Annotated in this window: 23 protein-coding genes and 1 pseudogene; 14 read left to right on the top strand and 10 right to left on the bottom strand. The window is 70.8% G+C overall.

Annotation, left to right across the window (positions count from 1 at the left end; genetic code table 11):
* Positions 1–9 precede the first annotated feature (9 nt).
* The 5 genes from ABJD39_RS01295 to ABJD39_RS01275 form a co-directional block, all read right to left on the bottom strand.
* Entirely contained in the window at positions 10–393 is a 384-nt protein-coding gene (locus ABJD39_RS01295; RefSeq protein WP_348611106.1) for a thioredoxin family protein, read from the bottom strand.
* A 96-nt stretch (positions 394–489) separates the two neighbouring features.
* On the bottom strand, positions 490–1,827 hold the full coding sequence (gene hmgB / locus ABJD39_RS01290; RefSeq protein WP_348611103.1) for a hydroxymethylglutaryl-CoA synthase: 1,338 nt from the start codon (positions 1,825–1,827) through the stop codon (positions 490–492).
* Between the two features lie 226 nt (positions 1,828–2,053).
* Positions 2,054–2,632 carry a DUF2150 family protein gene (locus ABJD39_RS01285; protein WP_348611101.1) on the bottom strand — a complete coding sequence of 193 codons (579 nt, stop codon included), beginning with the start codon at positions 2,630–2,632 and terminating at the stop codon, positions 2,054–2,056.
* 262 nt (positions 2,633–2,894) lie between these two features.
* Complete coding sequence (locus ABJD39_RS01280; RefSeq protein WP_348611098.1) at positions 2,895–3,764, bottom strand: TatD family hydrolase; 870 nt, start codon at positions 3,762–3,764, stop codon at positions 2,895–2,897.
* Between the two features lie 87 nt (positions 3,765–3,851).
* Entirely contained in the window at positions 3,852–4,304 is a 453-nt protein-coding gene (locus ABJD39_RS01275; RefSeq protein WP_348611095.1) for a type IV pilin N-terminal domain-containing protein, read from the bottom strand.
* A gap of 197 nt (positions 4,305–4,501) precedes the next feature.
* On the opposite strand from ABJD39_RS01275, the gene ABJD39_RS01270 reads away from it, so the two are divergent.
* The 3 genes from ABJD39_RS01270 (at position 4,502) to ABJD39_RS01260 (ending at position 8,247) form a co-directional block, all read left to right on the top strand.
* Positions 4,502–6,067 carry a replication factor C large subunit gene (locus tag ABJD39_RS01270; protein WP_348611093.1) on the top strand — a complete coding sequence of 522 codons (1,566 nt, stop codon included), beginning with the start codon at positions 4,502–4,504 and terminating at the stop codon, positions 6,065–6,067.
* A 117-nt stretch (positions 6,068–6,184) separates the two neighbouring features.
* Positions 6,185–7,150 carry a TIGR03557 family F420-dependent LLM class oxidoreductase gene (locus ABJD39_RS01265; RefSeq protein WP_348611091.1) on the top strand — a complete coding sequence of 322 codons (966 nt, stop codon included), beginning with the start codon at positions 6,185–6,187 and terminating at the stop codon, positions 7,148–7,150.
* Between the two features lie 41 nt (positions 7,151–7,191).
* Complete coding sequence (locus tag ABJD39_RS01260; protein WP_348611089.1) at positions 7,192–8,247, top strand: zinc-dependent alcohol dehydrogenase family protein; 1,056 nt, start codon at positions 7,192–7,194, stop codon at positions 8,245–8,247.
* A 34-nt stretch (positions 8,248–8,281) separates the two neighbouring features.
* Here ABJD39_RS01260 and ABJD39_RS01255 read toward each other — a convergent pair whose 3' ends face one another.
* The 4 genes from ABJD39_RS01255 to ABJD39_RS01240 all read right to left on the bottom strand — a co-directional run bounded on the left by ABJD39_RS01255 (position 8,282) and on the right by ABJD39_RS01240 (position 11,641).
* On the bottom strand, positions 8,282–9,010 hold the full coding sequence (locus ABJD39_RS01255; protein ID WP_348611086.1) for an amino acid ABC transporter ATP-binding protein: 729 nt from the start codon (positions 9,008–9,010) through the stop codon (positions 8,282–8,284).
* Complete coding sequence (locus ABJD39_RS01250) at positions 9,010–9,843, bottom strand: amino acid ABC transporter permease (RefSeq protein ID WP_348611083.1); 834 nt, start codon at positions 9,841–9,843, stop codon at positions 9,010–9,012. Before ABJD39_RS01250 ends, ABJD39_RS01255 begins: the two co-directional genes overlap by 1 nt.
* Positions 9,844–9,846: 3 nt before the next feature.
* Complete coding sequence (locus ABJD39_RS01245) at positions 9,847–10,662, bottom strand: basic amino acid ABC transporter substrate-binding protein (RefSeq protein WP_348611080.1); 816 nt, start codon at positions 10,660–10,662, stop codon at positions 9,847–9,849.
* A 103-nt stretch (positions 10,663–10,765) separates the two neighbouring features.
* Positions 10,766–11,641, bottom strand: coding sequence for a COX15/CtaA family protein (locus ABJD39_RS01240; protein WP_348611077.1), 876 nt, complete (start codon positions 11,639–11,641; stop codon positions 10,766–10,768).
* Between the two features lie 93 nt (positions 11,642–11,734).
* Here ABJD39_RS01240 and ABJD39_RS01235 point away from each other — a divergent pair, with 93 nt between their 5' ends.
* Positions 11,735–12,193 carry a hypothetical protein gene (locus ABJD39_RS01235; RefSeq protein WP_348611074.1) on the top strand — a complete coding sequence of 153 codons (459 nt, stop codon included), beginning with the start codon at positions 11,735–11,737 and terminating at the stop codon, positions 12,191–12,193.
* Between the two features lie 10 nt (positions 12,194–12,203).
* Here ABJD39_RS01235 and ABJD39_RS01230 read toward each other — a convergent pair whose 3' ends face one another.
* Positions 12,204–13,292 carry a tubulin/FtsZ family protein gene (locus ABJD39_RS01230; protein WP_348611071.1) on the bottom strand — a complete coding sequence of 363 codons (1,089 nt, stop codon included), beginning with the start codon at positions 13,290–13,292 and terminating at the stop codon, positions 12,204–12,206.
* 172 nt (positions 13,293–13,464) lie between these two features.
* Here ABJD39_RS01230 and ABJD39_RS01225 point away from each other — a divergent pair, with 172 nt between their 5' ends.
* From ABJD39_RS01225 to ABJD39_RS01185, 10 genes and pseudogenes are all read left to right on the top strand, one after another.
* Complete coding sequence (locus tag ABJD39_RS01225) at positions 13,465–14,001, top strand: DUF7310 family coiled-coil domain-containing protein (protein ID WP_348611068.1); 537 nt, start codon at positions 13,465–13,467, stop codon at positions 13,999–14,001.
* Positions 13,998–14,360: pseudogene (locus ABJD39_RS14980) on the top strand (DUF7311 family protein); the annotation flags it as partial. The gene ABJD39_RS01225 and the pseudogene ABJD39_RS14980, both read left to right, overlap by 4 nt.
* Before the next feature lie 155 nt (positions 14,361–14,515).
* Positions 14,516–16,519, top strand: a complete 2,004-nt coding sequence (locus tag ABJD39_RS01220) for an ATPase, T2SS/T4P/T4SS family (protein ID WP_348611065.1) — start codon at positions 14,516–14,518, stop codon at positions 16,517–16,519.
* Entirely contained in the window at positions 16,516–18,477 is a 1,962-nt protein-coding gene (locus tag ABJD39_RS01215; RefSeq protein ID WP_348611062.1) for a type II secretion system protein, read from the top strand. The genes ABJD39_RS01220 and ABJD39_RS01215 overlap by 4 nt, the downstream gene beginning before the upstream one ends.
* Positions 18,478–18,522: 45 nt before the next feature.
* The gene (locus ABJD39_RS01210; protein ID WP_348611059.1) at positions 18,523–19,017 is read left to right on the top strand and encodes a DUF7283 family protein; all 495 of its coding nucleotides are present in this window, start codon (positions 18,523–18,525) and stop codon (positions 19,015–19,017) included.
* Positions 18,992–19,402: a DUF7285 family protein gene (locus ABJD39_RS01205; protein WP_348611056.1), complete on the top strand. Its 411-nt coding sequence runs from the start codon at positions 18,992–18,994 to the stop codon at positions 19,400–19,402. Before ABJD39_RS01210 ends, ABJD39_RS01205 begins: the two co-directional genes overlap by 26 nt.
* Positions 19,399–20,283 carry a DUF7284 family protein gene (locus ABJD39_RS01200; protein ID WP_348611053.1) on the top strand — a complete coding sequence of 295 codons (885 nt, stop codon included), beginning with the start codon at positions 19,399–19,401 and terminating at the stop codon, positions 20,281–20,283. The genes ABJD39_RS01205 and ABJD39_RS01200 overlap by 4 nt, the downstream gene beginning before the upstream one ends.
* Entirely contained in the window at positions 20,280–23,558 is a 3,279-nt protein-coding gene (locus ABJD39_RS01195) for a DUF7286 family protein (protein ID WP_348611050.1), read from the top strand. The genes ABJD39_RS01200 and ABJD39_RS01195 overlap by 4 nt, the downstream gene beginning before the upstream one ends.
* Positions 23,559–23,592: 34 nt before the next feature.
* Complete coding sequence (locus tag ABJD39_RS01190) at positions 23,593–24,027, top strand: DUF5791 family protein (RefSeq protein WP_348611047.1); 435 nt, start codon at positions 23,593–23,595, stop codon at positions 24,025–24,027.
* A gap of 19 nt (positions 24,028–24,046) precedes the next feature.
* Complete coding sequence (locus ABJD39_RS01185; protein WP_348611044.1) at positions 24,047–24,937, top strand: SDR family oxidoreductase; 891 nt, start codon at positions 24,047–24,049, stop codon at positions 24,935–24,937.
* Positions 24,938–24,970 lie beyond the last annotated feature (33 nt).

Below are 24,970 nucleotides of genomic sequence, written 5' to 3'. Positions count from 1 at the left end.
GCGGCAGCCTCAGCGGTGTGACTCGACGAACTCGACGAGTTCGTCGGCGCCGACGAACCCCTCGGCGAGGCGGTCGACCTCGACCGGTTCGCCGTCGTCGCCCGCGTTGAACAGCGCGAGCGTCGGCACCGAGCGGATCGTGTGCTCGCTCACCAGCGGCGGGTCATCTCGGGGATTCACGAGCAGGATCGGCACGTTCGCGTTCCGGGCGACGCCGCCCAGGACGGGCTCGATGCTCCGACAGATCGAACAGCCGTTCGTGTAGAAGTCGACGAGTACCAGGTCCGACTCGGCGACGGCCGCTCGGAGTTCGTCGGGGAAGTCGTGGGCGGCGACGCTGCGGGGCTTGGGTGTCGCGTCGGCGGACGGTTCTGCGGTAGATGTGTCGCTCATGCGTTACGAACGCCGTCCTCGGGTAAAGCCGTTGCACCCGAATGCGCGACCCGCGCATCGACGGGAGAGCGTCGTACACCGACGGTGAAGGGCCGTCTACTCGACGTAATCGTACTTCCGCTCGCTCATGCGGCCCCAGCCGGTGAAGACGAACTCTCCATCCGGCTGCGTGAACTCCTCCATTTCCACGTCCATGTCGTGGTTGTGGCGATCGTGGACGCCCTCGTACTCCTCGTACGAGAGGTCGTAGCGCCGCTGGAGTTGGTCCTCGACGTTCGCCGCCTCGATCTCTTCGCGCCAGCCGTCGACGACCGTCTCGGCGTGGATCTCCGCCTGCGCGCCGGAGCCGTACGACGCGACGAGGAGCTTCTTCCCCGCGAGGTCGATGTCGTTCTCGGCGGCGCGTCGCAGCGCGGACGCGCGGGCGACGTGGACCGAGCCGGTGTACCAGTTACCGACGCGCCGGGCGATGTCGAGCGTGGGATCGATGGTGTCGGCGTACCAGCTCTGGTACTCATCGGTCTCCTTGAGGTCGTCCATGTACGCGCGGATGGCTTCCTCGTACGCCTCCCAGTCGTCGAAGTCCTCCTCGCGGGGCTGGCGGCCGATGCGACCCTCCAGCGCGTCTTCGATCTCCGTGTCGCGGATCATATGCCGGTAGCCGAGCAGGCCCGCCTTGCGGACCATCCCCGGGAACGGCGTGTGGAACGGGACGTACGCGAAGTCGTCGGGGTGGGCGTCCCACGCGACCGACTCGAAGTCCGTCAGCGCCTCGCGCATGCGAGCGAGATACACCTGCATCGAGCGCTTGCCGTCGACCGATGGGAACTGCTGGTTCGGCTTCAGGAAGTCCGTCTCGTCGGCGCTGCCGTACCCCTGCTCGGTCGAGAGTTCGACGACCGACGGGTTCTCGTTGATGAGCATCGCGACCGCGCCGGCGCCCTGGGTCGCCTCGCCGGGGTCGCCGCGGGCGTACAGCGCGGTGTCGGTGGCGATGACCAGCGCCGAGCGACCGCGGTTGCGCCCCGCCTTGATCCAGTTGTACGCGTCGTCGATCGCTTGCGTGCCCGCGAGACACGCGAACTTCCGCTCGCCCTTGTTCGCGTGGTGGAAGTCGCCGTCGTACACCTGTTCGAGGCAGCCCGCGATGTACGTCGAGACGGGCTTGGAGTTGTCGAACGCAGACTCCGTCGCCACGTCGATGCGCCCGATGTCCTGCGGGTCGAGCTCTTTTCGGTCGATCAGGCGCTTGGCCGCGTTCGCGCCCATCGTGACGATGTCCTCGTAGGCGTCCGGAAACGAGGACGTCTCGAGTCCGAGCCCTTTCGTGTACTTGTCGGGCTCTTCACCCTTCGCCGGCGCGAACGTTCCGGGGAGGTCCAGTTGGAGCTTCCCCGTCCAGATCTCGATCGCGTCGATGCCGACAGCTGTCATAGGTGGGGGTATGGAGAACTGGATTGTAGGTCTGTCGATGGTCGAATACGTCGATCGTCGAATTCTTGACCGCGATGACCGGCCCGTGCGACAGCAGGCCACCGGAGACAACTGCCAATCGACATCGTGTCGGTCGCAGTCCGATCGAGACACGATGCCGTTCAGCGACCGTCGCTAACCGGGGTACACCTATCGACACGAGACGCGCGAAGACGCGACCGCCGATCTACCCGTCTTCCTCGACGACCTCTGGGTCGGCCATCGCCGACTGCAGCGAGTCGAGCCCGTTGACCCACTCGGAGACGAAGCCGTACTCGAGGTCCTCGACGAGGTCCATCGGCAGTTCGTCGCCGTCGATGATGCGCGTGCCGGCCTGGACGAGGTAGCCGAGCGCGGCGTCGACGTCCTCCTCGGCCTCCGCGGCCGCGGCGGCCTCGACGTACTCCGCGACGGTTCCTTCGTCGGCGGGGCCGCCGACAACGTACTCCTCGGCGGCGTAGAACACGCACACCAGGCTCGTCTGGACGCCGTCGATCAACATCGCCTTCTCCTCGTCGGCGATGTCCACGTCGGCGAGCACGATGTCGCGGATGTCGGCGATCTCGTCGGTCGCCTCGTCCTCGCTCAGCTGGTCGTCGTCGTAGGCCGCGAGGATCTTCACGACCGCGATCGCGGTGTCGTCTTGAAGATTGAGCAGCAGTCGGGCGGAGTCCTCGTTTTCCGGATCGAGGTCCTCCTCCGCAACGCGGTCGAGCCAGTTCTGCCACCGGTCGGCGGTGTAGAACGTCTCCTCGGGTTCGCTCATACACACACGGTTTCGGCCTGTGTTGATAGGCCTTTCTTCTCCCCGAACGCCCGGCGATCGCGGTCGAGTCGGTGGTTTCTCGCCGATCTCCCGTGTCACTCTCAAGCACCGATGTCGGTTGTTATTGCCTGATGCGGGTCGCGACCTGCCCGGCGGCGTACCGTCCCGCGTCGCCCGCGGACAGTTCAGATCGCTGATGCGCACTGTCGCTCACGCGGACTCCGAGTATCCCTCGCTCACGCGGACTCCGAGTATCCCTCGCTCACGCGGATTCCGAGTTCCCGCCCGACAGCGTCGCCTCGGTGTCGATGTCGTACACCGCTCGCGGCGTCTCCACGTGCGCGGTCCACATCGCGTCCTCGTACCCCTCCTCCAACAGCCAGCGGACGCGCCGCGGCACCGTTTTCGGCCCCAGCACCATCCCCGGTTTCTCGGGGTCGTCGACGAAGTCCGTCTCCATCAGGAACGGCTCCCCGCGCTCGGCGGCAGTCCGCAGCCAGTCCTTCTCGCTCATTACGCTCGGCGTCGGTCCCGCGAGCGTCCCGGACGCGTAGTGCTTCACGACGTGTTCGGGATCCATCCCGGCGTCGGCGGCCCACTCGGCGATCTCGGTGAGGTCCTCGCTCGCCTCGGTGTGGAGCTGCACCGCGCAGTCCAACTCGGCGCCGTGCTCGAACGCCCGGCACATCACGTCGTTCGATGCCGCCCACACCGCGTCGGACACGTCGTAGTGCGGGCGCCCGGACTTCAGCCCCAGCGCGCGGCCGTCGGCGACGAACTCCGCGGCGACGGACAGTCCCTCACACAGCAGATCGCGCGCCGCTTGCGTGTCGTACCCCTCGTCGTCGACGAGCCGGGAGATCAGTCCCGGGTGGACCCCGAGGACGGCCCACGCGCGGCCGCGGAGTCGCTCGCTCGCCTCGCTGACCGCGTCGACCGTCGCCTCGAACACGGGGCGGAAGTCCGCGGCGTCGGACGGGATCGGACCGAGGTGCCACGAGGGCTTGTTGACGACGATCAGGTGCGTGCCGCCGAGTCGGGCGAAGTCGTCGACTGCGGCCATGCCGCGGCCGTGCTCGGGGTCGAGGTGGAGGTGATTGTCGAGCACGGGCGTCCCGAGATCCTCGCTCATAGGTGCGGTTGCGCGCCGGCGCTCGAAAACCCTGCGGGCCGTGGTTGTCGGCGACGGAAGCGAGCCGCTCCTCCCGCCGTCGCGCCCTCAAAACGGCGTCCGGCCGCGAGCGAGCACGACGGAGGCCCGCCCGTCGGGGTCGGTCCAGACCAGCCGAACGTCGGTTCCCGATGGAACCGGGCCATCCGTCTCCTCGGAGAGCATGATGCTGTCGCCGCCGGTGAGCGGGTAGCGCGTCTTCAACGCGGCGTGCTCGTGACCGCTGTCGGCGACGAGCGTCAAGTTGCCCGTGTTCTCCTTGGTGACGGTCTCCCCGCCGTGGATGCTGGCGGCCACCTCGTAGTCGTTGCCGACCGTCCGGTAGGTGAAGTCGACCGACAGCGATGGGGGACCGGCGCCGAGTCCCCCCGGGAGGCCGAGCATCGCGGCGCCGAGCACGGCCGCGAGCACGACTGTGATCGCGACCATCGTCACGGTCGCGATCACCGGTGTGACGGCTCTGTCGCGGGAGGGCGCGTCCTGCTGTGGTGTCGCTGTCATGGATCTCCGACTGTCGGGACCCCCAGCGACGCGCCCGAGTTATCGGGAGTCTTCCGGTTCGATACTTAATCACGTCGCCGGGAGAATCACGGCTGATACCGAAAACGGCCTCGTCGGGCGGTCCCCCGTGAGGCGGTCGCCGGCGTGGTCCGCCCCCGTCCACAACCACTAAACGCGGCTCGCTCCTCCCTCCGGTAATGACCGACTGGACGGAGCGGTACCGCCCATCCTCGCTCTCGGAGCTCCGGGGCAACGACAAGGCGGTGAAGGGGGTCCGCGAGTGGGCCGACACGTGGGACGACCACCGTGAGGCGCTCGTCGTCCACGGGTCGCCGGGGGTCGGAAAGACCTCCGCGGCGCACGCGCTGGCGGCGGACATGGGCTGGGAGACCGTCGAACTGAACGCCTCCGACCAGCGCACCGCCGACGTGATCGAGCGGTACGCCGGACGCGCGGCGAACAACGCGACGCTCAGCGGCTCCTCCGGCGGCGACGACACCGGCGGTCGCCAACTCGTCATCCTCGACGAGGCCGACAACATTCACGGCAACTACGACCGCGGCGGCAAGGGCGCGGTGACGGAGCTGGTGAAAAGCGCCGGCCAGCCCGTGATCCTCATCGCCAACGAGTACTACGAGATGAGCCGCGGGCTGCGCAACGCGACCCGGGACATCGAGTTCCGCGACGTGGGTACGCGCTCGATCGTGCCCGTCCTCCGGGACATCTGCCGCAAGGAGGAGATCGAGTTCGATTCGGACGCGCTCGACCGCATCGCCGAGCGCAACAACGGCGACCTCCGCGGCGCCGTCAACGATCTACAGGCCGTCGCCGACGGCAGAGATCGCCTCTCGCTGGAGGACGTGATCACGGGCGACCGTGACCGTTCGATGGGGATCTTCCCGTTCCTCGATCTGGTGCTCAAGGAGGGCGAGTCCGCACAGGAGGCGCTGCAAGCCAGCTACGACGTGGACGAAACCCCGGACGACCTGACGAAGTGGATCGAGGACAACATGCTGAAGGTGTACGACACGGAGGAGGCGACTCGCGCGTACGACTATCTCGCCGACGCCGACGTGTGGCTCGGCCGCGTGTGGGCCAGCCAGAACTACTCGTACTGGCGCTACGCCGGCGACAACCTCTCGGCGGGCGTCGCTGCCGCCCGCGACGAGACGAAAGGCGGATGGACGCGTTGGGGCCGCCCGCAGTTCTACCACTCCACGTCGAACACGAGCAACGAGGTCGTCCGCGCCATCGCCGAGCGCGGCGGCTTCTCGATGGACACGGCCCGCCGCGCCGTCCTGCCGTACCTCCAGGCGATGACGCACCACTGCAAACCCCGGGAGCTGACGGTCGAGATGGCCGCCGCCTACGAGTTCGAGGAGGAGCACGTCTCCCTCGTCACGGGGTCCGGCGAGACGACGAACAAGGTCCAGTCGATCGTCGAGGACGCCGAGAACCTGCGGACAGAACGCATGGAGGAGCACTCCGGCGGCGCGTTCGCGGGCGTCGCACCGAGCGCCGAGGCCGAGGCGTCGGAGCCGGACGGGGACGAGTCCGCCGGCGCCGGCGACACCGACGACGGACAGGCGAGCCTCGCCGCTGCGGCCGCGAACGACGGGACCGCAACCGACGGGGCCACGGACGACGGAGCCACGGACGACGGGGTCGCAGCCGACACCGAGGCGGACGGATCCGCCCGCGACGCCGACCCGGCCGAGGCCGAGGACGACGAGGGGCAGTCGGGGCTGTCGGACTTCATGTGACCCCGCGCGGCCACGGTCGTCCCCGGATTCTCGTCCGACGGGTCCGGTAACTACCTTTACACGAACGCCGCGAGAATCGGGTCACGTACGGGCGTCGTCGCGCCCATCCCGTTCACCATGTCCCACTCAGCCATCGGGTACACGCTCTCGAGCGAGGAGTTCGGCCCGACCGAACTGGTCGACATCGCCCGCGGCGCCGAGGACACGGGCTTCGAGTTCGTCTCCGCGTCCGACCACGTCCACCCGTGGCTCCCCGAGCAGGGGGAGTCGCCGTTCGTCTGGGGGACGCTCGGCGCGGTCGCGGAGGCCACCGAGGACGTCGACCTCGGCGTCGGCGTCTCCGCGCCCGCCTTCCGGATGCACCCGGTGATCACGGCGCAGGCAGTCGCGACAGCCGCCGAACTGGCGCCCGACCGCGATCTCTACTTCGGCGTCGGAACGGGCGAGAACCTCAACGAACACGTCACCGGTCGCGGCTGGCCCGAACACGAGGTGCGCATGGAGATGCTCGTCGAGTCGATCGAGGTTATCAGGCGGCTCCTGACGGGCGAGCCCGTCAGCCACCACGGCGAGCACTTCACCGTCGAGAACGCCAAACTGTACACGGTTCCCGACACCCCGCCCGACATCTGCGTCTCCGCGTTCGGTGAGAGGGCGGCGAAGCGCGGCGCGGACCACGCCGACGGCTTCTGGACCGTCGGACCGCAGGGGGACCTCCTCGACGCGTACCGCGAGGCCGGGGGTCCCGACGGGCCCGCGCTCACGCAGGTCTCCGTCTGCTACGCCGACTCCGAGGACGAGGCGGTGTCGACCGCCCACGAGAACTGGCGGCAGTCGGCGCTCCCCGGCGAGTTGAACCAGTTGCTCCCGACTCCGGTCCACTTCGAGCAGGCCAGCCGATTGGTCGACGAGGACGACATCCGCGAGGGGAGCATCGTCACCTCGCCCGACGCGGACGACCACATCGAGAGCATCCAGTCCTGTCTCGACGAGGGGTTCGACCGCGTGTACGTCCACCAGATCGGCGACGAACAGGAGGAGTGCCTCGACTTCTACGAGTCGGCCGTGCTCCCGTCGTTCTGAGCGGGCGTCGGGTTTTAGCCGCCCGCCCCGGTGGTCGTCGTATGGACGCAGCAGTGTTGCGCGAGTACGGCGAACCGCTCGACGTGACCGACGTACCCGAACCGGAGCTGGAACCCCACGGCGTCGTCGTCGACGTCGAGGCGTGCGGCATCTGCCGCTCCGACTGGCACGCCTGGATGGGCCACGGCGAGTGGGCCGACGACCAGGTTCCCCTCGATTACGTGCTCGGTCACGAGCCCGCGGGCACCGTCGTCGCGGTCGGGGAGCGCGTCTCCTCCGTCGAGGAGGGCGACCGCGTCGCCGTCCCGTTCAACCTCGGCTGCGGCGCCTGTCCCGAGTGTGTGAACGGCCACGGGAACACCTGTCTCGACGGTCGCGCGCTCGGCTTCGAGCGCGCGGCGCCGGGCGCGTTCGCCGAGCGGGTCCACCTCCCGCACGCCGACTACAACGCCATGCGCCTGCCCGATGGCATCGCGCCCCGCGACGTGGCCGCGCTCGGCTGTCGGTTCATGACGGCGTACCACGCGCTTGAACACCGTGCGGTCGTCGGCGCCGGCGAGTGGGTCGCCGTCCACGGCTGCGGCGGCGTCGGGCTCTCCGCGGTGCAGGTCGCCGACGCGCTCGGCGCCCGTGTGATCGCCGTCGACGTGGACGACGACGCGCTCTCGCGGGCGACGGCGGCGGGCGCCGACGAGACCGTTCGCGGCGACGAGGTGGACGTACCGGACGCGATCGAATCGATCATGGGACGGGGCGCGCACGTCTCGCTCGACGCGCTCGGCCGGGCGGAGACGTGTCGCAACTCCGTCGCCTGCCTCCGCGAGCGTGGCACCCACGTCCAGGTCGGACTGACCACCGACGCCGAGAAGGGAGAGGTGTCGCTGCCGACGGACGCGATGAGCCGCTGGGAGGTCGATTTCCTCGGCTCGCGCGGGATGCCGCCGACGCGCTACGACGAGCTGCTCGGGCTGTTGGAGGCCGGCGATCTCGACCCGAGCGTGCTCGTCGGGCGCGAGGTCGGGTTGGACGAGGTGCCGGAGCGACTGGCGGCGATGACCGACTACGAGACGGAAGGAGTCGAAGTGTTGACGTTCTGAGGCGGGAGAGGTGAACGGAGCGCGGGCGCCGCCGTTAGAGCAGCTTCGAGAGGAACTGCTGACCGCGCTCGGTCGTCGGCTGGTCGAAGAACTGCTCGGGCGGTGTCCGCTCGACCACCCGCCCCTCCGACATGAGCGTGATCGTGTCGGCGACCTCGCGGGCGAAGCCCATCTCGTGGGTGACGACCATCATCGTCATCCCCTCCTCGGCCAGATCGCGCATGACCTCCAGCACCTCCCCGACCAGCTCGGGGTCGAGCGCGCTCGTCACCTCGTCGAACAGCATCACGTCGGGATCCATCGCGAGCGCGCGGGCGATGGCGACCCGCTGTTGCTGGCCGCCGGAGAGCTCGTTCGGGTACGAGTCGGTCTGGGCGCCGAGACCCACCCGTTCCAGCAGGTCGCGCGCGTTTTGGTTGGCCTTCTCCTCCGGTACACGCTTCACCCGCTTGGGCGCGAGCGCGACGTTCTCCAGCGCCGTCTTGTGCGGGAAGAGGTTGAACGACTGGAACACCATCCCGATGCGCTGGCGGAGTTCGTTGATGTCGGCGTCCGGGTCGGTGAGCGGCACGCCGCCGAGGCGGATCTCCCCCGACTGGATCTCCTCCAGACGGTTCGTACACCGCAGGAGCGTCGACTTCCCGGATCCGGAGGGGCCGATGACGACGGCCACCTCCTGCTCTTCGACTTCGAGATCAATGTCCTTCAGGACGTGCGTCTCGCCGAAGTACTTGTTCACCCCCTCGAACTCGAGGAGTGCCATCAGTCGTCACCCCCGTGCGTCGCGGGGTCGGCACGGTCCTCCAGCGTCCGGATCACCTTTCCGAGCGGGATGGTGATCATGAGGTACGCGATCGCGACGAGGACGATCGGCGTCCACGCGTCGAACGTCGCCGAGTTGATCTGGCGGAACGCCGAGAGGAGTTCCGGGATCGCCAGCACCGTCAGCAGCGAGGTGTCCTTCACGAGGATCACCTGGTCGTTGCCGATCGCCGCCAGCGAGTTGCGCCACGCCTGCGGGAGGATGACCTCGCGCATCGACTGGATGTACGACAGGCCCAGCGAGCGCGAGGCCTCCATCTGGCCGTCCGGGATCGACTCGATGCCGCCGCGGAGCGCCTCGCCGACGTACGCGGCGTGATTGAGCGTCAGCCCGATGACCGCGGCGTAGTAGTTGAACTGCTGGAGCGGGAAGCTTCCGCTCCACAGCTGCGGGACGCCGATGTAGATGACGAACAGCTGGAACAACAGGGGCGTCCCGCGGAAGAACTCGATGTAGCTCTTCGCGATCGAACTGGTCACCCGCGTTCGGGACACGCGCGCGAGTCCGACAATGACGCCCGCGATCACCGAGAGCACGCTGCTGATTACGACGATCCCGATCACCCGCAGGAACGCGAACGTGAACTGCGGGTAGATGATCTCGACGAGCAGCGCGTAGTCGACGCGAACCAACAGGATGTAGCCGATGAACAGCGCGACCCCGAGCGCGAACAGCGAGGTGCCGGCGACACCCAGACGACGGAACGCTTGGTCGTTCAGCTGTTCGAGGAAGCCTTGATCGCGATCGGCCGTGCGCCCGGTGTCGGTCGCCATCGATTACCCGGCGAAGTACTCGCTGTAGATCTCGTCGTAGGTGCCGTCCTCTCGGATCGTCGCGAGCGCGCCGTTGACCTCCTCGCGGAACTCGTCGTCGTCCTGGCGGAAGGCGATCCCGTAGTTCTCGACGGTGAGCGTGAGGTACGGCGGCGCGTTCTCTCCCTCCTCGGCGGCGACGCCCTCGCCCTCGACGAACCGGACCTGGCCCTCGCCCTCGCCGTTGACGAACTCGGCGCTGACGGTGTTATCGTTGATGACCGCCCCGACCTGGTTGTTGAGCAGGGCACTGAACGCGTCGGGGATCTGGTCGTACTCGTTGATAGTCAACTCGCCGTCCAGATCCTCCTTGAGGGTCTGGGCGGCGGCGGCGCCGGTCGTCCCCTTCTGAACGCCGACGCGGACGCCGCGCATGTCCTCCGTCGAGGTGATGTCGGAGTCCTCCCGGACGACGATCGTCTGATACGCCGTGAAGTACGGGTCCGAGAAGTCGACCTGCTCGGCGCGCTCGTCGTTGATCGTCATCGCGGACATGATCACCCGGAAGTTCTCGTTGTTCAGCGACGGAATGATCGTGTCGAAGGAGTTGTTCACGAACTCGTAGTCGTAGCCGAGCTCCTCGGCGAACACCGCCTCCGCGATGTCGACGTCGAAGCCGACCAGTTCGCCCTCCGTCGTCTCGTACTCGAAGGGACGGTACGGGATGTCCGAACCGATCTGGATGGTCTCCTGGCCGTCGCCGCCGCCGCCGAGACAGCCGGCGGCCGTGAGCGCCGCGCCGGTCGCGCCCGCGGACTTGAGGTAGGTTCGTCTGTCCATATCAAGATGTGATTCCTCCCGCTGTATATTAGTCCCCTTCGGTGGATTCCGACCAGGTAAGAATTGCCAAGCGTCCGACCGTGTGGCGGTGCCGAGCGTCCGATCAGTCGTCCGTCGACCCGTAGACGGGTTCGGAAACGTCCGGTTCGACGCCGCGCAGCACCCACGCCGCGCCCGCAGTCAGTGCTACCGCGGCCGCGATCACGAGCCAGTTCACGAACCGCACGCCCGCCGAATACACGACGAGGTCGCGACCCAGCACCATTCCGACGAACAGCAGCGCGCCCGCGGTGCCGGTCGCGGCACGCGGGATCAGTTCGTCCAGCTCGCCGAGCCAGCGCGTCGCCGCCAGCAGTCCCGCGAACGCCGACAGCGACACGGCGAAGAAGACTGCCTGCTCGGGGGGACTGTACGACGACACCGGATCGATCCGTGCGAACACCCACGCGAGGAGCAGCCCGACCAGCCCGACGCCGACGGCGAGGCGGCTCCGGGAGAGGGCGTCGCGCGAGAAGCGCCCGTCGTACGCGAGCAGCGTCGCGTATGACAGCAGCGCGAAGATCGAGAAGCCGGTGAGGAAGTGTGCCGCGTGTACCGGCGCGGAGTAGCCGCCCGGCAGCGCGCCGTTGAGCGTCACGGTGATCGCGCCGAAGATCGCCTGCATCGGCGTGAGCACCGTCGCGAGGGTCACGGCGTATCGGCCACGGGTCGACACCGTACCTCGTTCGAGCCACGTCCACACGGCCGCGCCGAGGATGAAGATCCCGGTTATCATCGCCCACAGCCGGTGGAACCACTCGATGAACGAGGGGATCGACTGCGGGAGCACGCCTCCGTCACACAACGGCCACTGTTGGGCACACGCCAATCCGGCGCCGGTCGCGGCGGTATAGATCCCGAGCGAGATGAGCGTGAGCGCCATCCCGGTCGTGAACGCTGCGTACCGACGGAATGTGAGCCAGTCGGGTCCGCGTGTCATCGACGGATCTGGGTAGCGATCGCACTTAGAACGCGCGGTCGAGTCCGACTCGATGGGACTAGCATTAAGTTCCGATGCGACGCGCCAAGAGTCGTGAGCCCTCCACCGAACGCGATCGGATCGACCCTCCTCGTACGAGTCACTCCGGACGACCGCCGGCGGCGACGACTGGTCGCCGCGACGGCGTCGCTCGCGGCAGTGCTGGCGCTGTATGCGACCGTCGCCGTGGTCTCCGGCGTCAAGAGCGGACCGGTCTACGACCTGTTCGTCGTGGTGTTCGCCGCGGTAACGCTCCTCGCGCCGGCGTTCGCGGCGGCAGCGTTGCTGGCCCCGGACGCGGGACGCCCCGGCGAGCGCCCCGCAGACGCCGCCGATGGAACCGAGATGGACCCGGTGACGGCGCTACAACGACAGTACGCGACCGGCGAGATCGACCGCGGCGAGTTCGAGGAGCGGATGGAGACCGTCCTCGATGCGGACCGACCCCGTGCGGACGCCGGGCGATCGGCCGAGGCCTCGCCGGACCGCGCCCCGGAACGCTCCCGTCGCTGACCGGATCGTCTCACATCAACCCGTCGAGGTCGTCGTTCTGGAACAGCTTATCGGCCTCGTCGGTCTCCTCACTCTGCCGTTGCGCCTCCTCACGGGCCGCTTTCGCCCGCTGCATGAACTCCTCCAGCCGGGGGGACCGTTCGACGCCGCCGAGCACGATCAGCGCGGCGAGGCGGTCGGAGTCGAGCGGGAAATCGCCGCCGCGCACCTGCATCGAGCCGGTCTCCTCCTCGAGCCACTTGCGGGCGCGCTCGACGCCCTTGCGGGAGATGCGCTCGGGCTTGCCGGCGACGACGAGCAGCGCGGCGTCCGCCTCCGTCGCGTTCGGGAGGCTGGTCCCCGTGAGCAGCGCGTTCCGGGTGACGCTCGTGACGACGTTGATGTTCGTGTCCGGGTCGTCGTCCGCCTCGGCGCTGGCGTAGCCGAGCGCGGCGATCCCGCCCGAGCGGAGCGTGTTGATCACCTCCGAGGTATCGACGACCGACTCGCCGACACCCTCGACGTTCTCGCCGGAGGCGAACAGCAGACCGACCCGGCGAGCGATGGACCGGTTGATGCTGTCGAACCCCTCCTCCAGGCTCTCGCCCGAGGAGTGCCACGCGTCGTTGTCGATGAGGATCGTCGAGTCGGCCTCGCGGGCGAGCGTCTTCAGCGAGCGCCCGGCGTTCACTTGGTACATCGCGCCCTCGCCGCGCCCGGGGAGGATGCCGATGGCGTAGACGGGCACGTCGTATACTCGCTTGAGCTCCTTCGCGAGCACCGGCGCGCCGCCGGATCCCGTCCCGCCGCCGAGCCCGGCGACCACGACGATCGCCTCCGCCTCGGCGGTGATACGGCCGTCGAGCGCGGACATGACCTCGCCCGCGTCCGCCTGCATCACCTCGGCACCGAGCTCGTTGTCGCCGCCCACCCCGTGTCCCTTCACGCGGTCCTGTCCCACGAGGACCGTGTCGATCGGGAGCGACTGGAGGTCCGCCGTGGCGCTGTTGACCGCGAGCGCCCCCCGAACCGAGTCGAATCCCATGTCGTGGTCGAACTCGACCAACGAGGAGGTGACCTTGCCGCCGGCCTGGCCGACGCCGATGAGGACCGTCTTCATACGCACGCAGTTCGTTCAGCCCGGCGCTTGAATCTTCCCACGGCCGGAGTGACGCGGCCGCGGCATCGCGAGCTCCCCCATCGTTGCGGGCGCTGCCCCCGAATTTCGCTCTCCACCCGTACGGATCCTGCCGGCCTCGAACTTCAAATACGAACGCGCGGCTAGCTCCCGCATGTCCCGCGATACCTCGGACCGACTCTCCCCCGAAGACGGACGGCAGACGGACACAGACACCGATTCCGCCGGCACGACGGCCACGGTCGAAGACCTCCGATCCAGGATCGCCGCCGTCGAACGGGCGTGTACGGACGGCACTGATGCCGACCTGACCGACCTCGCCGACGCCGCCGAAGCCACAGCGGAGCTGCAACGCGCGTCCACACGGCTCGACGATCTCGAGGCCCGCGTCGCCGAACTCGAATCGGCCACACAGGCGCTGCGCGGCTACGTCGGGTCGATACGCGCGGTCAACGAGCGCGTCGAGCGACGCGCCGACCGGGCGCTCGCTGCGACACGGGAGGAACCGGCAGAAGAGCGGCCGGATCAAACCTGTTCGGAGCAGACACGACCGGCTGCGGGCCGACCGGCGATCGACGGGACGGCGAATCCGGCCGACGTGGTCGGAGATGTGACGAGCGATTCCACAGACGGAGCGGGCGAGCCCGACGACGACGGGCCGCTCGTCGAGCGGCTGCGCGACGCGCTGTGATCCGCGTGGTCGTCGCGGTCGCGGTGGCGTCGGCACTCCTTTCGGCTGCACTCCCGGCGGTCGAGACCGCTCGGGTCGAGCACACGACGGCCGCGGTCGAGCGTGTCCCCGACCGGATCGACCGCGCGGCGCTGTCGACGCTCGCCGGCGAGCCGGAACGTCGACCGTCCCTCGGATCGGCGCCGACCGCACGCCGCGTCGTGTCGATCTCGGTTCCCGGCGGGTCGGTCGCGACCGCGCCGGTTCGATCGCTGTCGCTGTGTCCGGGTGACGAGCGGGGAATGGCGGTCCTTGTCTACGCCGTCGGCGACGCCGCCCCGTCACGGGCAGTACTCTCAGCGCCGTACGACCTCCCGAACGGAGGGATCGCGCTCGACGGGCGCCGGCGCGTGTCCCTCGCGCTGGTCCCGGTTGGTTCGGGGGCCCGAGGACCAACGCGTCGCGTTCGGCTCCGACTGCTTTCCCCGCCCAACCCGAGCGCAGGTTCAAGTACCGGAACGGAACCAGCCCGGCCATGCGACTCATCGACGACCTCCGCGACCGCGTCGGCGACCGGCGAGGCGCTGACGGCCGGGAACGGGACGGGGGTGGCTGCCGCTGTACCGCCGAATCCGACACCCGGTCGGGTCTCGGTCACGGGTCGGAGCACGGTCACAGCTCGGATCACGGGCACGAGTCGAGTCCCGATCCCGGCTCACTGAGCGACTCGACGGTGCTTCGCGTCGACGCATCGGCGTGTTCGGGAGGCGATCTGTCGACGGATCCGGCGTGCAGAGCAACGGTGATCGACGCGCTCGCCGACCGGGACGCCGGCCTCGTTCGCGTTCGATCCGGCGGACTCGATCGGTTCTACGAGGACGAGGCGGCCGCGCTTCTGCTTTCGGCCGGCCGGTTCGCGGACGCGGTCGAGGGACGCGAGCCGGCCCTGGCCGAACGCGTCGCCGCGGATCCCGTCGCGGTCGCCCGCGAGGCGGTCGGGCGAGCCGGACCGATCGCTCGACTCGCCGCCGAGACGGGGTTCACGGCGTGGGCCGACGCGTGTGGCGACCGCGAGAGAGCCGAGATCTCGCTTTCCCCGAGTGTCGCCTCGACGGCGGCGCTTGGACGGACCCGCCCCGCGCCTCCGTCCGACGCCGTGCTGCGCGAGACTCGGGACCTCCCGACGGGCGCAAGCGCGACCGTGTACGACCGGTCCGACGACGTTCCGAACTATCACCTCACGCCCGTGGAGCGAACGTTCTCGGCGGACGCGCTGGACGTGCTGGCGGCGGCCGCCAACGTACTCGCCGACGGGTCTGTGGCACACGGGCCGCGCTCTCATCGCCGTGCCGTCCGTCACGCCGTCTCCGATCGAGCGTCTGACGCGGGTGAAGTCGGAGACCCTCCGGTGCCGCTTCCGATAGACTCCCTGGCCGCGGCGCTGCGTCGTCACACCTGCGGGCTCGGCGTGCTGGACGAGCTGTTCGCCGACGACCGTGTGACCGACGCGTTCCTGTCGGCGCCCGCGGCCGACGGGACGGTCCGAGCGGTCGTCGACGACGAGACGATGACGACCAACGTCCGGCTCTCGCACGACGACCTCGACGCGTTGGCGTCCAGAGTCCGCGCGGCCAGCGGGCGGGCGTTCTCGCGGGCGTCGCCGACGACCGACGCCGCCCTCGGCGACGTTCGCGTCGCGGCGGTCACCGATCCCGCGAGCGACGGCCGCGGGTTCGCCTTCCGACGGCGCGGCGACGACCCGTGGACGCTCCCCCGGCTCGTCTCGGTCGGGTCGCTCTCGCCACGAACCGCCGGACTCCTGTCGGTCGCGGTCGAGCGCGGCGCCGCGATCCTCGTCGCCGGCCCCCGCGGAGCGGGCAAGACCTCGCTGCTCGGCGCGTTGTGCATGGAGGTCCCGGTCGATGCCCGGACAGTCCTGATCGAGGACACGCCCGAGCTCCCGGTCGGGGCGATCCGCGAGGCCGGTCGTGACGTGCAGCCGTTGCACGCCGGGACCGACCGAGACGACGCGCTCACGCCGACAGACGCGGTTCGGACCGCCCTCCGACTCGGAGAGGGCGCGCTGGTCGTCGGCGAGGTCCGCGGTCGGGAGGCGCGGGCGCTGTACGAGGCGATGCGCGTCGGCGCCGCCAGCGACGCCGTCCTCGGGACGATCCATGGGACCGGCGGCGAGGCGGTTCGCGAGCGGGTCGTCTCCGACCTCGACGTGCCGGCGTCGTCGTTCGCCGCGACGGATCTCGTCGTGACGCTCGGGCCGGACCGAGCGCTGGCGTCGGTCGAGGAGGTCCGCGGCTCCTCGCCCGACGACCTCGTGAGGGTCGTCGAGCGCGGCGGCGACGGTATCTCGACAGGTGTGATCGACCGCGGCGAGAGCACTGTCGTGGCCGGCCTCGCCGGCCCCGGCGAGTCGTACGCCGACGTTCGTGACGCGCTCGGTCGCCGCGAACGGGCGATCGGTTCCCTCGCGGACGTCGACAGGACTGGCGTGAGCGGGGTCGACGCGACCTCGGATCGATGATCGGACGAGAGTGGCTGGCGGGCTGGAGGTGGCCAACAGGGTGGGAGTGGATGCCCGGACGGAGCCGCCCCGGGGATCGCGACGAATTGACGACCGTTGGATGGAGGATCGTTCAGCGCGCGCTCGCGACGGCCGCCCGCGCGTGGCCGGAGCGGTACGCCGACTGGGTCGCCCCGGACGAGGAACTCCTCCGGGCGTGTGCGTTCCTCGACCTGTCCGTCGACGCCGAACAGGTCACGGCCGCAGCCGCGACCGTGAGCGCGCTCGTCGGGACGTGTGCGTTCGTCGTCGTGCTCGGATGGGCCCTTCTCGGCGGAGCGGTAGCCCCGTCGCTTGCGGCTCCGTTCGCGTCCGTGACCGCGGTGACGGTCGGCTGGGTCGCGTTCTCGGGGATCTGCCGCGCGCCGGTGCTCGCGGCGGCGGTCGCCAGAACCCGCGCGGTCGGGGACGCGGCGACCGTCGCGAGCGCGCTGGCGCTGTCGCTTCGGCTCGCGCCGGTGCCGGAGCGGGCGGCACGGTTCGCCGCGAACGCCGGGACGGGTCCACTTCACCGAAGCCTGGCCGACCACGCCGATCACGCCGCCGTCACGGGCGCCGCCGACGGCGGACTCTCGGCGTTCGCCGCGGAGTGGCGGGAGTGGTTCCCGGCGCTCGACCGCTCGGTCGCGCTCCTGCTCGCGGCCGTCGACGCCGACGTGGGAAACGATCGGACTCGGCTGCTTGATCGTGCGGTCGCGGCCGTCGAGGACGACCTGCGCGATCGGACGGCGTCGTTCGCCGGCGACCTCCGCGCGCCGGTCACCGGACTGTACGCGTTCGGGGTGCTGCTCCCGCTCGCGCTCGTCGGCACGCTTCCGGCGGCGGTCGCCGCGGGTGTACCGGTTCCGCCGCGGGCGTTCGTCGTGACGTACGACCTGGTGTTGCCCGTAGCGGTCGCGGTCGCCGCCGGTCGGCTGCTGCTCCGTCGCCCGGTCGCGATACCCGCCCCGCAGATCGACGCGACACATCCGGACGTTCCCGACCGGCGGGGACCGGCACTGCTTGCAGCCGCGGCGACGGCTACCGCGGGCTGGTTTGCCGCCCCGATCGTCGCCGGCGAGTGGGCGAGTCCGGTGCTCGCCGTCGGCGGCGGCGGGGTCGGGCTCTGCGTTCACCTCCATCCGCGCCGGGAGGTCCGGCGGACGGTCGACGAGCGGGACCGCGGGCTGAGCGACGCCCTCGCGCTGCTGGGCCGCCGCGTAGCCGACGGCGAGGCCGTCGAACGGGCGCTCCCAGTCGTCGCGGCCTCGCTGTCCGGGCCGACAGCCGACGCGCTCGCGGAGGCGAGCCGGCGGCGGTCGGCCCTCGGCATCCCGGTCGGGCGCGCGCTCGCCGGCGACGGTGCGCCCTTCGGTCCCGCACGCGGTTCCGGCGGCCGAGCGGCCGGAGCGGTGACCGCGATCGCCGCGGCTGCGACGGAGGGGCGGCCCGCCGGCGACGCGCTGGTGACGCACGGCGACCGGCTGGACGCGCTGGCGGCCGCCGAGCGCGCCGCGCGCCGAGAATTGGCGACCGTGACGGGGACGCTCCGCGACACGGCGGCGCTGTTCGGCCCGCTCGTCGGCGGCGCGACGGTCGCGCTGGCGGGGCGTCTCGACGACCTCGGCGGGTTCGGCGGTTCCGGACCCGGCGGCGGCATCGGTTCGACCGCCGGTGACATCGGCTCGACCGCGGGCGCCGTCGGACACACCGCCGGCGACGCGGTCGCCGCGGAGGCCGCCGCGCTCTCGGCGTCGCTCGTCGGACCGGTCGTCGGCGTGTACGTGTTGTCGCTGGCGGCGACGCTGACCGTGCTCGCGACGGGACTGGAGCACGGATTCGACCGCACGGTCGTCGGCTACCGCGTCGGCCTCGCGCTCGTCACCGCGAGCGGTGCGTTCGTCGCCGGACACGCCGCCGTCGCGATACTCGTCGGCTGACTCCGCCCCGAGCGTTCAAATACGAGAACGGGACCACCCCGGCACATGATCGACGCACCTCTCGACGTCTGGTACGCCTGGCTCGGGCTCGCCGTCGCCGGCGCGGTCACGCTGGGGGTCGTGTCTGGACTCCCGACCGCACCGCCGCCCGACGCCGTCTCCGCCGCCGCGACCGTCGACACGGTCGCTGCCGCGGACCCGCCGGCGACCGCCCGCTATCGGATCACAGCAGATCGGGTCAGAGTGACGACCCGCGGCGTCTCGCTGCGTTCAGGCGGCGGCAGCGCGTTCGCCGCCTTCGGGACGGAGTCGGTCGTTCCCGTGGACCTCGACGGCCCGCTCGCGGGTATCGCGCTCGGCGATCACCCGAACAGAGCGTTCGAAGCACCCGGAGGGTTCGGCGCCGCGGTCGCGACCGCACGCGCAGAAGGAACTCCGACGCGAACGGAGTCGGCTGCCGAATGGACCGCGGGCCGGACGCTACACGCCCGACACGTCTCGTGGGGGGAGACGGATGTCACGCTCGTCCTCGTCGCGTGAGCGCGGGTTCGCCGAGCCGACCGTCGCGCTGGCGGCGGTGCTCGCGCTGTCGCTCGGTGTCGCCGCCTACACGGTCGTACTGGGCGGCGTCGGCGAGCGACAGCCGACCGCCGAGCCGACGCTGGAACGCGTCCACGACGCGATCACGGTCGGCGGGGTCGCGGATCCCGGCCGCCTCGATCGGGTCCGCTCCGTGACCGTCCGGACGGACGGCCACGCGAACGTCACCCTGCGGGTCGCGGGTCGACACTGGCGTGTCGGACCCGCCCCTCCGGAGCCGCCTGAAACTGTCTCGAACCGGGCGACCGCAACCAGACGCGTCGGCGTCGCACTCGCTCCCGGCCGCGTCCGGCCGGGTCGACTCCGCGTCACGGTGTGGGAATGACCGGGTCGTTGCTCGACGTGTGCCTCGCGCTCCTCCTGATCGGCGCCGCCGCCGGAACACTCGTCGGCGCCGACGCGGAGGCGACCACCGCCGGCGACATCGGAGCGTCGTCGTCGCGAGCCAGCGAGACGGCGGAGACGCTCGCCGCGTCGACGGCGGCGATCGAGTACACGCTCGTCCCCGCAGAGACGAAGACGGGGGCCGGCGGCACGACCGCGTCCGCATCCCCGGAGGCACGGCGGGTCGCACACGCGACGCTCGCCGAGCACCTCGCGCGCGCCGCGGTCCGGTCGGCGACGGTCGCCGACGCGACGCCGTCACCGACGGCCGTGAACTACCGACGGGCGGTCCGCAGAACGGTCGCCGACGCGATCGATTCGAACACGAGGGTACGTGCTGTCTGGCGTCCGCTCGGATGCGACGACTCCGACGGGGCACTCCGAGTCGGCGGTGCGATCAGGATCGGACCGCGGCCGCCGCCGTCGGCGACCGTCCACGCAGCCCGATTCACCGTTCCGGTCGGTCCGTCGTCGGAGTCGACCCAGCACGAGCGTGCGGGCACCGACGGCCCCGAAAGCGTCGCCGCACGGACGATCGCTGTGCTGTTTCCGCCGGACAGAACCGCCGCAGCGGCACGCGGCGACCCCGCGGCGGCGACGGCCGTGACGGACCGGTACCGTCGGGCCGGCGAGGCGCTCGGCGTCGACGCGGTCGGCGCGTTGGACCGTGGCGGACCGCATGAGGCGAACCGAGCGCTCGCGGCAGCGCTCGAGGACCGACATGTGGAGGGCGGTTCCTCGGCGTCCGCTGAGGTAGCCGACGCATGCCGGACGGGCGATCCGGACCGCGTGACCGTCGTCGTCAGGACGTGGTCAGTATGAGCGCACGGAGCGGTCAGAGCTCCGCGCTCGCCGGGGTCTCCGGATGCGGCGGACTCCGCGGATTCAGCGGGTCCGGCGGCTCCGACGGCGGGGACGACGGTGACAGGGCATTGGTCCCCTTCGCGTTGATCGGGGTCGTACTCCTGCTCGGGAGCGTCGTCTACGCGAACACGCTCGCGCTCCGCGGCCCGGTCGTCGTCGACACCGCCGCGGACGACGCGCTCGACCGCGCCGAATCGGTCGGCAGGCCCGCGGTCCGAGCCGCGGCGACGGCCGCCGCACGCGAGGCGGCTCTTCGTCCCGTGACGACGCCGGCGAACACAACGGCGGGGCGCGCGCTCGATCCCGATCGGTCGTTCCGAGACGCGCTTCGGCTGCGGATCTCGCTGGCGGCCGCCGAGGCGCTGGCTGACGCGCGAACCGACGCCGGCGGGGTGACCGCGACCGCGTCGCTCCCGGCGATCGAGTCCTCGAACGACACGCGGGCCGCCATCGAGCGTGTCTCGGTCGCGTCGCTCGCGAACGGAACCGCGATGCGCGTCACCGTCCGGAACGTGACGCTCACCGCGACCCGCGGGGGCGACGCTGTCGCGACGCGACGGGTGAACTACACCGTCGCGGTTGCGGTCCCCGTCCTCGCGATGCACGATCGCACCGCGGCATACGAGACGCGGCTGAACCGCTCTCCCTTCGAAGGGCCGGGACTCGGCCGAGCGCTCACGTGGCGCCTGTGGTCGGTCGCGCAGGCTCGCGGCACCGGACAGTACCTCGGCGCACCGATCTCGAACGTGCTCGCCGCCCGCCACGTGGAACTGTCGACGAACGCCGCGGCGTTGCGCGCGCAGGGTGCGACGTACGGTCACAGCGACCCGTCCGGCCGCGCCGCGTTGATCAGGGCGACCGGTCGCGTCGGCGCACGGGACCTGCTCACGCCGGCGATGGAGAGGGGACCGGCGTGGACCGGTCGTGTCCTCGACGCGAGCACGTCGGCTGCCGGAGCGGACGCGGCTGGAGCGTCTTCGACCGCGTCCGCGGACGACCGTCGGTGGGACCCGAACGGGGGTGCTGCCGGGGCCGCCGGCGACGACGACCTCCGCGTTAGCGTGAACGTCACCGCGGATCGGGCCTTCCTCGAGTTCATCGACGACGACTCGCCCCGAGGATTCGACGCCGTGATCCGCGACGCCTATCGCGTCGAGGCCGTCCGGAGCGTGACCGTGGAGCCAGTCGCCCGGTCACGGCGACCGCGGGCGTCCCCGCCGGCTCCCGGCTGGACGCTCCTCTCGACGCGGACCGACGAGCGGATCGTCGTCGTCGACCGAGAATCGGGCTCCGCGTCGGCGCCCAGTTCGATCGCCGACGAGCGACGGACGGTCGCCGTCAGACATCAGGTGACGCGCCGGTGGGTCGCGAACGGCTCCGTGCGGACGACGACGGTGACGTGGACCGACCGGTACGAGGTGCGGATCGCGGTGTCAGTCGAGCATGCCCCGTCGGCCGGCCCCGCACGACCGACCGAGCCGGTGTTCGTCCGCGGCGGCGCCGTCGGCGGGCCGAACCTCGCGGACACGCCGGCGGCCGCGCGAGCTGAACTGCTTCCCGCCGGCGCCGCCGATCGGCAGGCGCGGGTCGCGGTCCGGTCGATCGCGGACGGCGATACCCGGCCAGGCGAGACGACCGACCGGGCGGTGCTCCACGGCGACAGACCGGACCGTCTCGACGACTGGGTGTACCGCGACGTGGCGGCCCTCCGCGAGCGCATCCGGGCCGTCTCGGTTCGCGTTCCGCGCTCCGAGGTCGCCGCCGGAGAGGCGAACGCCGCTCGACGGCTGGCCGCGTCGATCAGACAGCGGCGGGACACACTCGTCGACGCACCCGGGACGTACGACGGCGCCGCCGACCGAGCCCGGGTGGCCGCCAGGGCGGCGTACCTCGATGCCGTGCTCGCAGAACTCGATGCTCGGGCCGCCGGCTCGGTTGCGCGCAACCACGCCTACCTGAAGCAGATCCGACAGGTTCGGGGGAGCGCTGACGGACGGATCGACGAACTCGCACGGATCGCGGCTGACGCGACCGAGCCGGAACCGGCGTCCGCAGGGCGGTGGCGCGCCGGTGACGTGGTGTTCACCCCGCGGGGAACGCCGGGGTATCTCCCGGTCACGGCCGTCGGCGCCGACCACGTCGCCTCGGTGACGCCCAAAGAGCCTGTTCACCCGCTCGTCGCGCGTAACACGAACCTGTTCGCCGTCCCCACCGGTGACGCCGCGGACACAGTCACTGATGCCGCACTCCCCGCGCAGCGCACCGCGTCCCTCTCGGAAGCGGGGCGGGTACTCGTCGCAGCGAACCGGACGGCGGCGGCGACGAACACGATTCCGGGCACGAACGCGAGTCCGACTCCGGGGTCGGACGAGAAGAGCGCGCGGGCGACGCTGCGCCGGCGGGTCGCCGACGAGCTTCGAGTTGTCGACTCGCGCGCGCTCTCGGTGCTCGACCGCCGGACGGACCTCTCCCGTCGCGAGCGGGCCGCCGCCGTCCGCGCCGCGAACCGTCGGTGGCCGGCGCCGGGAGCGCGGACGGCGGCGGTCGTTGACGGCTCGTACGCCGCCGCCGTCGCGCGAGCCGCGAACGTCCGCGCCGACAACTGGGCGGAGACCGACAGGGACCGACTAACGCTCCGGCTGCGCGTCGAGACCGCTGACGCGGCGACCAACGCCAGCGTCGCGGTCCCCGCGTCGATCAACGCCGGCACCGTGGACGAGACGCGGGCGGCGCGGCGCGCGGAGCTGCGCACCGCGGCGAAGCGAGCGGGTGACGACGCCACCGAGCGACTCCACAAGCGGTACGGCAAGGGGAAGCTCGGACCGGTCCTTGCCGGGCTCCCGGTCGCGCCCGTCCCCGGCTACTGGTACGCGACGGTGAACGTCTGGGACGTGGAAGTCGCCGGCGCGTATCCCCGGTTCGAGGTCACTGCCCTCGGCAGCGCACCCGATGGTGGCGTCGGTCGGGTTCGGTACGTGCGCGACGGCCGGAACGTGACGGTCGACGTGGACGGCGACGGGACGGCAGAACGGCTCGGCCGGAGCGACCGCGTCGCGTTTCGGACTTGGACGGTGGTCGTGGTCGTCGTCCCGGCCGGACCGTCCGGCGTCGGCGACGTGGACGGGAACGCGGACGAGCGATCGACGGAGTGGCCGTGCCCGACTGTTCCGGACGGAAGCGGAACCGCAGCGGCGGCCGCAGCTCCCGGCTGTCCGCCTCCGGGCGGGGAGTGACAACGGTTTTGCCGTCGGGGGCGGGAGGGAGGGTATGCTCTACGACGCCCTCGCGGACCCGGACGGGGCGACACCGAGGGACCTGCTCGAGGCGTACGCGGCGGAGTTGGCGGCGGCACTCGACGGCGCCGACCCGGTCGCGGTTGCCGACGAGACCGGCGTCGACGAGTCGGTCGTCGACGCGATGGCCGCCGGCGACGCCGACGCGCTCGCGACGGTCCGACTCTCGGACGCCGCGGCCGTCCTCGAACGCCACGAGGGCGTTCCCGCGGACGACATCGCGTACGAGGTGCGCGACCACCTGATGATGGAGATGGTGACCGCCATCCTCGACGTGGACACGATCGCCGCCGAGATCGACGCTGACCTCACCGGACAGGAGGTCCAACAGGCACTCGAAGGTCGAACCCGGCTCACGCTCGGCGAGTTGGCCGAGATCCAAGCACTCATGATCGAGCGAACGCCGTAACCACGACGAGGACACGCGCATGCACGTCACGATCGTTGGCTGTGGCTACGTCGGTCTCGAACTCGCAAGCCAACTGCTCGCGGACGGCCACGCGGTCGTCGGCGTTCGTCGGTCACAGTCGGGGCTGGACGCCGTCGAGGCGCTCGGCGCGACGGCCGTCGCCGCCGACGCGACCGATCCCGACTCGCTCGTGGGGCTCCCCGACACGGAGGCCGTCGTGTTCGCCGCCAGCTCCGGCGGCCGCGGCGCCGACGCCGCCCGCGCGGTGTACGTCGAGGGGCTGCGGAACGTGATCCGCGAGTACGGGGCTCGCGAATCTTCGCCGGATCGACTCGTGTACACCTCCAGCACCGGGGTGTACGGCGATCACGGTGGCGATTGGGTCGACGAGGAGACACCGCTGGACCCGACCACGGACAAGACCCGCGTGCTCGTCGAGGCCGAGCGCGTCGCCCGCGAGGAGGCGGCCGCGGTCGGCATCGACGGCACCGTCGCCCGGTTCGCCGGACTGTACGGCCCGGACCGCTATCGACTGGAGCGGTACCTGGAGGGACCGGTGACCGCGGGGTATCTGAACATGGTCCACCGCGACGACGCCGCGGGCGTGGTGCGATTTCTGCTTTCGGAGGACCTCGCGCGCGACGAGGTCGTCCTCGTCGTCGACGACGAGCCCGCCGACAAGTGGACGTTCGCCGACTGGCTCGCCGACGAGTGCGGCGTCGAGCGCCCGGAAACGCGTACCAAGAGGGAACGAATTGCCGGGGGCGACCTCTCGACGGCGGCCGAGCGCCGGATCCGCACGAGCAAGCGGTGTTCGAACGATCGCCTCCGAGCGCTCGGATACGAGTTCACGTATCCCACGTATCGGAGCGGATATCGGGCGGCGATCGCGGCGTACCGCGGGCAGTAAGCGACTAGTACCTTCATATGATGGGCCCGAATA

The sequence above is a fragment of the Halobaculum rarum genome (genome assembly GCF_040025155.1).
Lineage (GTDB): Archaea > Halobacteriota > Halobacteria > Halobacteriales > Haloferacaceae > Halobaculum > Halobaculum rarum.
The sequence above is the reverse complement of the archived record's forward strand: the minus strand, read 5'-3'. Positions and strand labels throughout refer to the sequence as shown.